The sequence below is a fragment of the Yoonia sp. genome (assembly GCF_042093035.1).
In the GTDB taxonomy this organism is placed as follows: domain Bacteria; phylum Pseudomonadota; class Alphaproteobacteria; order Rhodobacterales; family Rhodobacteraceae; genus Yoonia.
This window is the reverse complement of record NZ_JBELFI010000007.1, coordinates 43,925-56,492: the sequence shown is the minus strand read 5'-3', so window position 1 is coordinate 56,492 and position 12,568 is coordinate 43,925. Positions and strand designations below refer to the sequence as shown.

Genomic DNA, 12,568 nt, shown 5'->3' with positions numbered 1-12,568 from the left:
AAGGCCGTTTTTGGCGGTCTTGCGAAGTGGGTTGCGCAGGTGAATGATACCGACCGCCTGCCCGAATACATCGGTCGCGCTTTTCGTGTCGCAATGTCGGGCAGGCCCGGTCCCGTGGTTCTCGCGCTGCCTGAAAACATGTTGAGTGCAACAGCAGATGTCCCTGATCTGCGCATTCCTGATCTCCCTGCTCCAGTGTTGAGCCGTAAGACTGTCCAATCCGCCATGCGCGCCTTGGGCCAAGCCGAAAAACCGCTTGTTGTGGTCGGTGGGCCGCATTGGAGCGCAGAGGCGCAAGCCGATCTACAGGCCTTTGCCGAAATCCAGAATGTGCCGGTGGCCACGGGGTTTCGCAGGCAGGATTACATCGAAAACCACCATGCCTGCTATGCCGGCGATCTGAATGTCGGTGTCAATCCAAAGCTCGCAGCGCGCCTGCGCGAGGCTGATTTCTTACTGCTGATTGGCACGCGTTTCGGCGATATCGAAACGCAGGGATATAGTTTGGTTGATCCCGCCAATCCGCAGAAGACGATCATTCATATACACGCAGATGCAGATGAAATCGGACGGGTCTACAGCCCCGATATCGGGATTGTATCAACGGCGCCTGGCGCCCTTCGCCAGCTTGCCAATGCACCATCGGGTGGGGATTGGTCGACGTGGACGGCGGCTGCGCGCGCGGATTATGAGGCTTGGCTGACACCACAGGAAAGCCCTGGTACGCTCAAGCAGGAAGATGTCATCAAGCACTTGTCTGATACTTTGCCAAATGATGCGATTGTGACCAATGGCGCAGGCAATTATGCAGCATGGTTGCACCGTTATTTTGTTTATAAGCAATATGGCACCTTGCTCGCACCGACATCAGGCTCGATGGGGTACGGGTTTCCAGCGGCGATATCTGCTTCACTGATGCATCCCGATCGTACGGTGGTATGCCTTGCTGGTGACGGGTGTTTCCAGATGACTTGCAATGAGCTGTCAACAGCGACCCAACACGGTGCCACCCCCATTGTGATTGTGATGAATAACGGCCGCTATGGGACGATTCGGATGCATCAGGAAAAGACCTATCCGGGGCGTGTGTCAGGAACTGAACTTGTGAACCCGGACTTCGCGATGCTGGCCCGCGCCTATGGCGGGCATGGGGAGGTCGTGACCTCATCAGCAGACTTCCCGGACGCGTTTGCCCGCGCGCAAGCCGCCGGGACATTGGCCGTGATCGAATGCCAAGTGGACGATGAAGCGCTGACAACCGGCGCGCGCCTTTCTGATGTGCGCGCGGCTGCGATGAAGGGCTAGGCCTTCTTCCAGACGGTTTGGGTGTTTTCCTGCCAATCATTGCGGTGTAAAAGCGGGGTATCGTCCGCGCGCGCGGCTTTTCCGATGCAAAGGTACCCGGTCAGATGCCAGTCTATCGGGGCATCGAGTGTCTTGGCAATTGCGTCAGGATCAAGGATTGAGACCCACCCCAGCCCAAGGTTTTCTGCCCGCGCCGCCAGCCAAAGCGTGTGGATCGCGGCAACCGTGGAATAGGAGAGCATTTCAGGCATCGTTTGTCGCCCGAGCCCATGCCCTTCGGCTGGTTCGGCTTGCGTAAAGACGGCCAGATGAACTGGCGCGACCTTTAATCCGGCCAGCTTCAATTTGTTGTAGCGCGTTTTCTTGGCGTCATCGTAAATCTTGGCGGCTTCGGCATTTGCGGCTTCAAAATTGGCAATGACGGCATCACGAAGGGACGGGGTTGTCACCTGCAACACTCGCCATGGTCGCGCATTTCCAACCGAAGGCGCCATATCCATCGCGGCACGCAGCCGGTCTAGAACCTCAAGATCAACAGGATCAGGCAAGAAATGGCGCACATCGCGCCGCCATTTCAAAATATCGCTCAATGCGTCGCGATGGGCCTGCGTCAGTTCCATTTAGGTTTGGGTCCATTTCCCGACTTGCGAAGGCAGAAAAGCTTCAACAGAGGCTGTAGCCACAACCGCCGTGTCGCCGGTCTCTGGGTTTGGAATGTTCAGCCCGCCCGCGACGACACTGATCTCTGCGCGGCCCCTCGGCAGACCTGACCTCAACGCCTCTGTATCGATTTTGTCGGGCTCCTGGACAGCCACCGTCACCTGTACCCGCATTTGCGTATGGTCAAGGTCGATGCTTTGGAAGATCGGCAACGTGGAATGCCGGACGGCGTCTTCGATCGCCCGGCGCGCGGCCTTTTGATAATCCATCCCATGCAGGTCATTGCCCATACCCATTTCAATGATAATCCGCTGCTCCATTAGGTGCGTTCCATCTCGAATGACACGTTGATGGCGACATTTGCGATCACAGTCGGTTTGCCATCAGGACGCGGCACATCAAGACCGCCATGGTGAACGGTGACAGTTGGCTGGCCATAGGGGAAGATGTCCAACAAGCTGGCTGTGTCCACCTGATCGGGCTGTTGAACACCGACTTGCACGTCGATCAGCATCGCTTCTTTGGGAAACCCGAAAAGCTCTGCCATGTTTATGGAGTTATGCCAGAGCGCATCTTGCAGTCCTCGGCGTGCAGCTTGGGTATAGTCTTGGCGGCGCAGGCTGGTGCCCATGCCGAATTCGGTGAGGACGCGATGTTTGGCCATTAGTATTCCACCCCGATCTGCGCCTTGATGCCTGATCGGAACGGGTGCTTGACCAGTTCCATTTCGGTAACCAGATCTGCCAGCTCGATGAGGTCTTCATGCGCATTGCGTCCGGTCAAAACCACATGGGTCATTTCCGGTTTGTGATCGCGCAAGAAGGCAACAACTTCTGCCGCGCTGACGTAATCGTAACGGATTGCGATATTGATCTCGTCCAACAAGACCATGTGGTTGGTTTCATCAAGGATCAGCTCTTTGGCTTTGCCCCATGCAGCCTGAGCCATTTCGATGTCGCGGGACTTGTCTTGGGTTTCCCAAGTGAAGCCTTCGCCCATCGTGTGAAATGCGCAGGTATCGGTAAACTTGGAAAGGATCAGGTCACGTTCGCCAGTGGACATGCCGCCCTTGATGAACTGCACGACCGCACATTTCATGTCATGGGCGATACAGCGGAAGATCATCCCGAAGGCGGCAGAGGATTTGCCCTTCCCTTTGCCAGTATGGACAATGACCAAGCCTTTTTTGTCGGTCTTGGTGGCCATGATCTTGTCGCGCGCGGCCTTCTTTTTGGCCATCTTCATAGCGTGGCGATCTGTCTCTTCTGTCATGGCGTCCTCCTCCAAAGCGTAAAGGTTTCGTTAACCAGTCTGCGGCACGATCGGCGCAAATGAAACGGGTGATCGGATGCGCAATCAATTGGCTGGGTGTATACTTGTGGCAGCGTCACTTGGCGCATGCAATAGCCCTTCGGTCGGGTTTATGCGCGTGGAGAAACAGACTGTCACGGTTGACGGCAGCACCTTTGATGTGCGCCGCAAGGACGACAGGGTCGAGGTCATCCGCACGAATATGGAGGCTGTATTCTCGTTGCGCGCGATTTTGCCGCGGGCATCGGACGCGGTCCGGAAAGCCACTGGATGCATGCCGAAAGATGGCACATGGCAGGGGGATCAGGCGGTCATGCAGGTCAGGGTCGATTGCCCCTAATCCAGCAAGCCCGCAATCCGCGCCCGCGCTGAGTTTGACTTGGGTTGCCAGATGTCGCGGTCGATTGCCTCCTGCAGGCGTTCGGCAATTTCTTTGAGCGCAGGTGCGTTTGCCTCAGCAATGAAGTCGCGGGTTTCGTCGTCTTTGATAAACGCCTCTTCGACCAGATCAAAGTGGTGGTTGCGCACGGCACCTGTCGTGGCGGCAAAGGCAAAGAGGTAATCCACCGTCGCCGCGATCTCAAACGCCCCTTTGTAGCCGTGACGCTTGACCCCATCGATCCATTTCGGGTTCACGACGCGCGACCGGACGACGCGTCCAATTTCATCTTCGAGCGTTCGGATCACTGGCCGTTCGGGGCGGGAATGGTCGTTGTGATAGATGGGCCGGTCCTGACCTTGCAACGTGCTGATTGCAGCCGCGGCACCGCCTTCGAATTGGTAGTAGTCGTCGCTGTCCAGAACATCGTGTTCGCGATTGTCCTGGTTCTGCACGATGGCTTCGGTCTGGCTCAGACGGGTCTCGAAGGCATCACGCGCTTTGCGGCCTTCCGCGCCCTGCCCATAGGCGTAGCTGCCCCATTCCAGATACGCCTCGGCGAAGTCGGATTTATCTGCCCAGATACGCTCGTCGATGAGTGCCTGCAGACCCGCCCCGTAAGCGCCCGGTTTTGAGCCAAAAACGCGTGCTTGGTCCTCTCCTGCTTGCGCGCGCCCAGCGGCGGGGTTGAGATCGGCTGGTTCGTCAAGGCCTTGTACGGCGCGGGCGGCGCTATCGACGAGGGCGATGAGCTGCGGGAATGCGTCCCGGAAAAAGCCTGAGATGCGTAAAGTGACATCGACGCGTGGGCGACCGAGAACGGATTGGGGCATGATCTCAAAACCGGTAACACGTCGGTTTGCGCTGTCCCACTTCGGTTTCACACCCATCAGCGCCAAAGCTTGCGCTATGTCGTCGCCGCCGGTCCGCATATTCGCTGTGCCCCAAGCGGTGACCAACATCGTTCGAGGCCAGTCACCCTGGTCTTGAAGATGCTTTTCGATCAGCAGATTTGCTGATTTCCACCCCAGCGCCCAAGCCGTCGGTGTTGGCACCGCGCGGCTGTCGACCGAGAAGAAGTTGCGACCCGTTGGAAGGACATCCAGCCGCCCGCGGGTCGGCGCCCCGGACGGGCCGGGCGCGACGAATTTTCCTGCCAGACCGGTGAGAAGGGCTTTTCCTTCCGCAAGTCCGCAAGACTGGATCGTGGGCATGATGTGATCTGCAATTTCGGCGGCGACCGCGGCACTTTGCGGGCCGGGTGCCGCGATGTGGCCGCTGACCATGGCCTGGCTGAACGCTTCGAGGCGTTCCACGGTGTCGCCGTTGCTGCGCCATGTGGAGTCGTCTCGCAATGCCTGAGGTTTTGCTTCAGCAACTGCTGCTAAATCACAATCGAGCGGGTCAATGCCGACACCCAGATCGCCAGCGAGTGCGCGCAGCAAAGAAGCGTTACTTCCTTTGCCGTTTGCGCGCGGGACGCGTGCCAAAGCAATGGCCAGGTCGCGTTCCTGATCCCCGGTCGGTGATTGTCCGAAGATGTGCAGGCCGTCACGAATCTGCGCTTCTTTAAGTTCGCAAAGATAGGCGTCCAGCTTTCCCAGATCGCCGTCTTCGTCGCCTGTGAAGCCTGCGTCTTTCGCCAATCCTGTCACATCCGACAGGGACAGGATTTCACGGCGCAGGTGCGCGATGCGGCGCGGATCGACGCCGGCCGCCTCATAGTATTCATCCACCAGCGCTTCGAGATCACGTAGCGGCCCATAGCTTTCCGCGCGCGTCAGTGGTGGTGTCAGGTGGTCGATAATCACGGCGGAGGACCGCCGTTTCGCTTGGGTACCTTCGCCGGGGTCGTTGACGATAAATGGGTAGATATGTGGGGTGGGGCCAAAGACGGCCTCCGGCCAGCAGGTTTCTGACAGGGCCACGGCTTTGCCGGGTAGCCATTCCAGATTGCCATGCTTGCCCATATGCACGATCGCATCCGCCCCCCAATGGTGGCGCAGCCAGAAATAGAACGCCAGATAGTTGTGCGGCGGGACCAGATCGGGGGAATGGTAGGTGTCTGTGGGGTCGATGTTGTAGCCGCGCGCGGGCTGCAATCCGACGACGGCGTTCCCGAAACGGTGAATGCTGAGCGCGAACCCTGTTTGTAAGGTATCTGTCGGAGCCTCCGGCGGGAGTTTTTGGGCCAAGATGAAGGGGTCTTGGTCCGGGCTGCCCCAGCGGGTCGTGATTTGTTCTTTGATGTCCCATGGCAGGGCGTCGAAGTAGGTGTTGTAGACGGAAAGAGGCAGGAATTCTCCGCCTTCTTTGTCCGCGCGGTCCGTGAGCCAATTTGTCGGGCCTGCCATGATTTGCGACATCAGAGCCGCGCTGTCTGCCGGAGGAGCGACGTCGTGGCCGTTTGACTTGAGCAGATTAAGCACGCCAACTGTCGCCGCAGGCGTATCGAGCCCCACTCCGTTGGCCAAGCGTCCGTCCTTGTTGGGGTAGTTGGCGAGGATGAGGGCCGTTTTCTTTTGGCTGTCAGCGGTCCGCCGCAGGTTTGCCCAGCGTTTGGTCAATTGCGTGACGAAATCAATCCGGTCGCCGCGGGCTTGATAGGTGGCAATCGGACATTCGGTGGCGTCGTCAAAGAAAGCTTCGCCTTTGAAGCTGACTGCGCGGGACAGGATGCGTCCGTCGACCTCTGGCAGTGCTACGTTCATAGCGATGTCGCGGGCGGTGAGACCATGGAGACCTTCGGCCCATGTGTCCTCCGCTGCGCCGGATAGGATCACTTGGAAGATGGGCGCATCATTGCTCAGAAGCGGGTTTTCTGGACTGTCATCGCCGTCATGCGGACTGCCCACGGCAAAGGCCGTGCAGTTGAGGATAACCTCAGGTGGTGCCTGCGCAAAGATCCGGGACAGTGTGGCGGTGCTGACCGGGTCTTTGAGGCTGGCGACGAATATCGGCAATGGATTGAGCCCCGCGCGCGACAGGCTGCGCACTATACGGTTGATCGGGTTCAATCCGCCGCCCTGCACCAATGCCCGATAGAAGATGATCGGCACAATCGGAGCGCCCTCTGACCATCCCATCTTGGCGGCGTCGAGATCGGCAATGCCCGCACCCGGCCAATAAACGCCAGCGCGCAGAAGTGGGCTTGGGGCGGCCGGTTTATCGCCATCCTCCAGCATTGCCTTGGCATAGGCGATCATATTCGTGCTGTTCTCCGGCCCACCTTCGACCAGATAGGACCAGAGCGTGTCATAATCCTCCGCACTGACGGTCGAGAGTTCGCGCAGTTCGTGATCGGGTTTGTCGTCGCCGGGGAGCGCCACGAAAGGGATGCTGGCGTCATGCAGGCGCGCTGCATATTGGGCTAGCCCGTATTTCCAATAGCCCGCGCCGCCCAGAATACGGGCGATGACCATGCGCGATTTCGTGGCGCAAACATCCAGATGCAAATCGACCGACATCGGGTGCATCAGGTGCATCATATTTGCCAGACGCAGCGTCGGCGGATCGGTCATTTCCGCCTGCGCTTCTGACAAAGCCGCAAGCTCGGTGTCTGCGGCAGAAATGATGACAATATCAGCCGGCGTCTGGCCCAGATCAACCGGTTCTGACCCGTCTGTAATTGCCCCCGGAGTCGCTGCAAGCAGATGCATCAGACTTGTTCCTGTGCATCAAGGCGCTTTTGCATGTAAATGGAACTGTTGCCTGATCCATAATCCCCAAACACATCACATGCGGTATAGCCATGACGGAGGTAGAGCTTATGCGCCGCATGCAGTAATGTGCCGGTTTCCAGTTTCAGAACGGTCAGGTTTTCATCCCGCGCGGTGTCTTCGATCTGGCGCAGAATGGCATCGGCGACACCCGTGCCGCGCGCGGTTTCGGCCACGAACATCGATTTGATTTCGCCGTATCCATCCTTGATTGCCAGTGCCCCGGTCCCGCAGATATCCGCGCCGATCCGTGCGGTGAAGAAATGAATGCCCGGGGCGGCCAGGTCGCTGACTTCGAGATAGAAGTTATCCTCTGGCGGGAACAGGCTTTGCATCAGCGCGTGGCTTTGCTGTAAAAGCGCAGTTGCCTGCGGATGATGCGGGTCGGATTTTTCGACGATTATCATGCCTGCAAGGCCGCTGTGATCTTGGCGTGGTCCAATCCGGCTTCACCGATTACCACAAGTCGCGTTTCACGCATGGCGCTGCCAAAGGGTTGGTCAAAATGGGTATCCACACGGGGTCCCACGGCTTGGAGGGTCAGACGCATCGGTTTGTTCGCCACGGCGACAAAGCCCTTCAGCCGCAGGATATTGTTGGCGCGGATCACATCTGCGACCAGTTCGGCAAAGGCGTTTGCGTCATCTATTTCGTCACGTGTGACGATGAAGCTTTCAAATTCATCATGGCCGTGTTCATGGGCGTGGTCGTGGTGATGATCCCCCGCCTCATCATCGTGATGATGGTGATGAACCTCATGACGGCTTTCCAGATCACTTTCCGCACCGATGCCCTGGCCCAGCAACACATCAACAGGCAACGCGCCCATCGCGGCTTTGACGACCTGTACACCGCCGCGCGCTTCAGATTTCAAACGTGATGTCAGCGTCTCTGCCTCGCTGGCGGCCAGCAGGTCGATCTTATTCACGACAATCATGTCAGCACAGGCAATCTGGTCTTCGAAAAGCTCAGACAGCGGGGTTTCATGGTCGAGGTTCTCGTCTTGCGCGCGCTGGGCGTCGACCGCAGCGACGTTGTGGGCGAATTGACCATCATGGACCGCGCGCCCATCGACGACTGTTACAACCCCGTCAACTGTGACTTTGGTTGAGATACCCGGCCAGTTGAACGCGCGTACCAAAGGTTGCGGCAGTGCAAGGCCGGAAGTTTCGATTACGATATGATCCGGCTTGTCTGGACGGGCCAGCAGCGCCTCCATTGTCGGAATGAAGTCATCGGCCACGGTGCAGCAAATACAACCGTTGGACAGCTCCACGATGTCATCTTCTGTGCAGACGTCGTCCCCGCACCCTTTCAGAATGTCCCCATCGACCCCGAGATCACCAAATTCGTTGATGATGAGCGCGATTTTCTTGCCTTGGGCGTTTTGTAGCATATGCCGAATCAGCGTTGTTTTTCCGGCACCGAGAAAGCCGGTAACAACAGTTGCGGGGATTTTTGCGGCCATAGGGTGGTTCCAGTTCAAATTCGACAGAATCGCGGGATAGGATCGGTCAGCCAAAGACCTATTCAATCGCGCGCAGGGCATCAATAACCCCTGATGCCGCAGTTGCTGTGGACCGCTGCGGCAGTTCCCTGCCTAAAACCGCCATAAACCGCAATATCTTGTGGATAACTTGCGCAATTGCGCCATATACGTGGGTCTCCCGTTGACAGTTGTGCTGTGCGGGGGCGATGATTTTGCACCTTTAGGAATCATCCAGGGAAAGTTTCGTGCGCTTTAGCAAACTGCGATTGAACGGCTTCAAGAGCTTCGTGGACCCCACCGATCTGGTCATCGCCGATGGTCTGACCGGTGTCGTCGGGCCGAACGGATGCGGCAAATCCAATTTGCTTGAAGCGTTACGCTGGGTGATGGGTGAAAACCGTCCCAAAGCGATGCGTGGCGGCGGGATGGAGGATGTCATCTTTGCAGGTGCGGCCACGCGGCCTGCGCGCAACTTTGCCGAAGTCTCGCTGGTCATTGATAACGGCGAACGGCTGGCGCCTGCGGCTTTCAACGACAATGACAACCTGGAGATTGTCCGGCGCATCACCCGTGATGCGGGCTCCGCCTATAAAGTCGGCACCAAGGACGTGCGTGCGCGCGATGTGCAGATGCTTTTTGCAGATGCATCGACGGGCGCGCATTCCCCCGCACTCGTGCGGCAGGGCCAGATTTCTGAATTGATTAACGCCAAACCCAAGGCGCGTCGGCGGATTCTGGAAGAGGCAGCGGGGATATCCGGGCTCTATCAGCGGCGTCATGAAGCGGAGCTGAAGCTCAGAGGTGCCGAAACCAACCTGACGCGTGTTGACGATGTGATCGAACAATTGGCCGCGCAATTGGGGCAATTGGCGCGGCAGGCCAAGCAGGCTGCACGCTACCGCGAGATTGGCGACAAGCTGCGCCGCGCGGAAGGCATATTGTTGTTCCGGCGTTGGAAAGAAGCGGATGAGGCGTTGCTGGCCGCAGCCGAGCAATTGCGCGATCGGACCACGGCCGCCGCGCAAGCGGAAAAAGCCGCGCGAGAGGCGGCAAAGGCGCGGGCTCAAGCGGAGACGGCATTACCACCTTTGCGTGAAGAAGAAGCTATCGCTGCAGCGGTATTGCAGCGTTTGCAAGTGCAGCGGGATGCGCTGAACGATCAAGAGGCGCGCGCACGCGACATGATCGCAACCCTGCGTGCGCGGATCGACCAGTTGACCCGCGACATGGAGCGCGAAAGCGGGCTGAACAAGGACGCTGGCGAAACGATTGAGCGGCTCGAATGGGAAGCGCGCGAGATTGTCAAAGCAAGTGAGGGGCACGACGGGCGCCTCGATGACGCGCAGGTCGGCGCCCGTGAAGCCGCAGGCGTATTGCAGCAGCGTGAAGCGGATTTGACGCAATTGACGGAGGACGTCGCGCGGCTCGCGGCGCGGCACCAATCCGCGCAGCGCCTGTTGGATGACAATCGCACAACGCTGTCCAAAAGCGAAGCTGAGGCGGCGCGCGCCAAGACTGCAATGGCAGAGGCGGAGAATGCGCTGGCCACGGCGGAAGCGGATTTTGCAACGGCGCGTAAGGCCGAAAAGGCCGCAGTTGCCGCCGCAGAGGCGGCAGAGGCGGCGCTGAACGCGGCCGAGGCCGCCCGCGCCGACACGCAATCGCGCGAAAGCGATGCCCGTGCCAAACGCTCTGAGGCGGAAGGCGAAGCGAATGCGCTGCGGGCCGAAGTTTCCGCGCTTGCGAAATTGGTTGAACGTGACACGACTGAAGGCGGGCAGGTGCTCGACCAGCTGCGTGTTCAGGGTGGTTACGAAAAAGCGCTGGGTGCAGCTCTGTCCGATGATCTGCGTGCGCCTGCCGTGGGTGCCGATGCAAAGTCAGGTTGGGCCTTGCTGCCGGGCTATGCTGCGGCACAAACGCTTCCAGATGGTGTGAAGGCACTGACGAATTACGTGACGGTGCCAGAAGTTCTTGGTCGCCGTATGGGTCAGGTTGGATTGGTCGATGCCGCCGATGGGCCGCGTTTGCAAGCTGCGCTGCAACCGGGTCAGAGGCTTGTGTCGGTTGCAGGCGATTTGTGGCGTTGGGATGGGTTCCGGGCGGGTGCGGAGGACGCACCATCAACCGCCGCCTTGCGCTTGCAACAGTTGAACCGCCTGACCGAGTTGAAGCGCGATCTCGAAGAGGCATCCGCTACGGCACAGGGTGCGGCGCAGGCGCACGAGACATTGACTGCAATGCTCAAGCAGCAGACTGAGGCCGATCACGTGGCAAGGCAAGCGCGGCGCGATGCGGACCGCGCCGTTGCCGACGCGAACCGAGCGGCGAGCCGCGCAGAAGCCGATCGAAATTTGTCGCAAGGCAAGCTGGAAAGCTTTGGTCTGGCGCTCAAGCGGCATGAGGAAGACGCGATCACGGCCCGCCAGTCTTTGGTCAATGCTGAAAAGGCGGCAGGCGATCTTGGTGATCTTGATACCGCGCGGGCATCGGTTGAGGACGTCAAATTGACGGTCGAAGCTGCGCGGATCACGATGATGTCGCGCCGGTCGGCCCATGATGAAGTCCGCCGTGAGGGCGAAGCCCGTCTGAGACGCTCTCAGGAAATCACCAAGGAGATCAGCGGTTGGAAACACCGCCTGGAAACTGCCAATAAGCGGACGGCTGAACTGGCAGAGCGCAAGGAGGCATCGGAAATCGAATTGGTGGCTGCGACCGCTGCGCCAGAGGAGATTGCAGCCAAGCGGTCTGAACTCGCTGATGCAATCGACGACGCCGAAGTGCGGCGCAAAGGGTCGGCGGACAAGCTTGCTGAGGCCGACACCGCATTGCGTGATGCGGGCCATGCCGAGCGCGATGCAGAGCGACTGGCCTCAGAGGCCCGTGAAGCGCGGGCCCGTTCCGAAGCCCGTGCCGATGCCGCGCGTGAAACCGTGACCTACGCTGAAGAGCGGATCATGGAAGCGCAAGATGTCACGCCGGCCAAGTTGCTGGAGACGCTTGAAACAGACGTTGAAAATATGCCCGCCGCTGAGATTGTCGAGGGGCAGGTCAATGCGCTCAAGCGTCAGCGCGACAGCCTGGGTGCGGTCAACCTGCGTGCCGAGGAAGATGCAAAGGATGTGCAGGTCGAACATGATGGGCTGGTCTCCGAGAAGACTGATTTGGAGAGCGCGATTGCCGCCCTCCGGTCCGGCATTGCAAGTCTGAACAAAGAAGGCCGAGAACGATTGTTGACCGCATTTGAACAGGTGAACGACAACTTTGGCCTGTTGTTCAAACATCTCTTTGGTGGTGGTGAAGCGAAGCTCGTTCTTGTTGAAAGCGATGACCCGCTTGAGGCGGGACTTGAGATCATGTGCCAGCCACCGGGCAAGAAGCTAAGCACAATGTCGTTGTTGTCGGGCGGGGAGCAGACGTTGACGGCTCTCGCGCTCATCTTTGCGGTTTTCCTTGCGAATCCCGCACCCATTTGTGTGCTTGATGAGGTCGATGCGCCTTTGGACGATGCCAATGTCGCGCGTTTCTGCGACCTGCTTGATGAGATGACGCGCCGCACGCAGACCCGTTTTTTGATTATCACGCACCACGCGGTGACGATGAGTCGGATGGATCGGCTCTTTGGTGTGACGATGGGCGAACAGGGTGTGTCGCAGTTGGTGTCGGTTGATCTAAAACGCGCAGCGGCGATGGTTGCCTAGGGTC

General features: G+C 58.8%; 10 protein-coding genes. 3 read left to right on the top strand and 7 right to left on the bottom strand.

Translation table 11 applies throughout. The features are described 5' to 3' along the window. On the top strand, nucleotides 1-1,305 hold a 1,305-nt coding region (locus ACFDSS_RS02400; RefSeq protein ID WP_375254157.1), incomplete at its 5' end, for a thiamine pyrophosphate-dependent enzyme. Here the strand turns inward: ACFDSS_RS02400 and bluB are convergent. Genes bluB through cobO form a run of 4 tightly spaced genes read right to left on the bottom strand, consistent with a single transcriptional unit; the run spans nucleotide 1,302 to nucleotide 3,237 of the window. Next, on the bottom strand, nucleotides 1,302-1,925 hold the full coding sequence (gene bluB, locus ACFDSS_RS02395; protein WP_375254156.1) for a 5,6-dimethylbenzimidazole synthase: 624 nt from the start codon (nucleotides 1,923-1,925) through the stop codon (nucleotides 1,302-1,304). The genes ACFDSS_RS02400 and bluB overlap by 4 nt on opposite strands. Continuing rightward, nucleotides 1,926-2,285, bottom strand: a complete 360-nt coding sequence (locus tag ACFDSS_RS02390) for a Lin0512 family protein (RefSeq protein WP_375254155.1) — start codon at nucleotides 2,283-2,285, stop codon at nucleotides 1,926-1,928. Next, nucleotides 2,285-2,629 carry a Lin0512 family protein gene (locus ACFDSS_RS02385; RefSeq protein ID WP_375254154.1) on the bottom strand — a complete coding sequence of 115 codons (345 nt, stop codon included), beginning with the start codon at nucleotides 2,627-2,629 and terminating at the stop codon, nucleotides 2,285-2,287. Before ACFDSS_RS02385 ends, ACFDSS_RS02390 begins: the two co-directional genes overlap by 1 nt. Beyond that, complete coding sequence (gene cobO, locus ACFDSS_RS02380) at nucleotides 2,629-3,237, bottom strand: cob(I)yrinic acid a,c-diamide adenosyltransferase (protein WP_375254153.1); 609 nt, start codon at nucleotides 3,235-3,237, stop codon at nucleotides 2,629-2,631. Before cobO ends, ACFDSS_RS02385 begins: the two co-directional genes overlap by 1 nt. Nucleotides 3,238-3,388: 151 nt before the next feature. Between cobO and ACFDSS_RS02375 the strand changes: the two genes are divergently transcribed. Then, nucleotides 3,389-3,616, top strand: a complete 228-nt coding sequence (locus ACFDSS_RS02375) for a hypothetical protein (protein ID WP_375254152.1) — start codon at nucleotides 3,389-3,391, stop codon at nucleotides 3,614-3,616. Here the strand turns inward: ACFDSS_RS02375 and cobN are convergent. The 3 genes from cobN to cobW are packed head-to-tail and all read right to left on the bottom strand — an operon-like array spanning nucleotide 3,613 to nucleotide 8,842. Next, complete coding sequence (gene cobN / locus ACFDSS_RS02370) at nucleotides 3,613-7,314, bottom strand: cobaltochelatase subunit CobN (RefSeq protein WP_375254151.1); 3,702 nt, start codon at nucleotides 7,312-7,314, stop codon at nucleotides 3,613-3,615. The two genes, ACFDSS_RS02375 and cobN, sit on opposite strands and share 4 nt — an antisense overlap. Continuing rightward, the gene (locus tag ACFDSS_RS02365) at nucleotides 7,314-7,781 is read right to left on the bottom strand and encodes a GNAT family N-acetyltransferase (RefSeq protein ID WP_375254150.1); all 468 of its coding nucleotides are present in this window, start codon (nucleotides 7,779-7,781) and stop codon (nucleotides 7,314-7,316) included. Before ACFDSS_RS02365 ends, cobN begins: the two co-directional genes overlap by 1 nt. Further along, complete coding sequence (gene cobW, locus ACFDSS_RS02360; RefSeq protein ID WP_375254161.1) at nucleotides 7,778-8,842, bottom strand: cobalamin biosynthesis protein CobW; 1,065 nt, start codon at nucleotides 8,840-8,842, stop codon at nucleotides 7,778-7,780. Before cobW ends, ACFDSS_RS02365 begins: the two co-directional genes overlap by 4 nt. Before the next feature lie 266 nt (nucleotides 8,843-9,108). Here cobW and smc point away from each other — a divergent pair, with 266 nt between their 5' ends. Further along, nucleotides 9,109-12,564, top strand: a complete 3,456-nt coding sequence (gene smc, locus ACFDSS_RS02355; protein WP_375254149.1) for a chromosome segregation protein SMC — start codon at nucleotides 9,109-9,111, stop codon at nucleotides 12,562-12,564. The last annotated feature ends 4 nt before the right edge of the window (nucleotides 12,565-12,568 follow it).

Bases quoted from the DNA above. Each gene is read 5' to 3' on its own strand.
- bluB (WP_375254156.1), bottom strand. From the start codon at position 1,925: ATGGAACTGACGCAGGCCCATCGCGACGCATTGAGCGATATTTTGAAA.
- ACFDSS_RS02390 (WP_375254155.1), bottom strand. From the start codon at position 2,285: ATGGAGCAGCGGATTATCATTGAAATGGGTATGGGCAATGACCTGCAT.
- ACFDSS_RS02385 (WP_375254154.1), bottom strand. From the start codon at position 2,629: ATGGCCAAACATCGCGTCCTCACCGAATTCGGCATGGGCACCAGCCTG.
- cobO (WP_375254153.1), bottom strand. From the start codon at position 3,237: ATGACAGAAGAGACAGATCGCCACGCTATGAAGATGGCCAAAAAGAAG.
- ACFDSS_RS02375 (WP_375254152.1), top strand. From the start codon at position 3,389: ATGCGCGTGGAGAAACAGACTGTCACGGTTGACGGCAGCACCTTTGAT.
- cobN (WP_375254151.1), bottom strand. From the start codon at position 7,314: ATGCATCTGCTTGCAGCGACTCCGGGGGCAATTACAGACGGGTCAGAA.
- ACFDSS_RS02365 (WP_375254150.1), bottom strand. From the start codon at position 7,781: ATGATAATCGTCGAAAAATCCGACCCGCATCATCCGCAGGCAACTGCG.
- cobW (WP_375254161.1), bottom strand. From the start codon at position 8,842: ATGGCCGCAAAAATCCCCGCAACTGTTGTTACCGGCTTTCTCGGTGCC.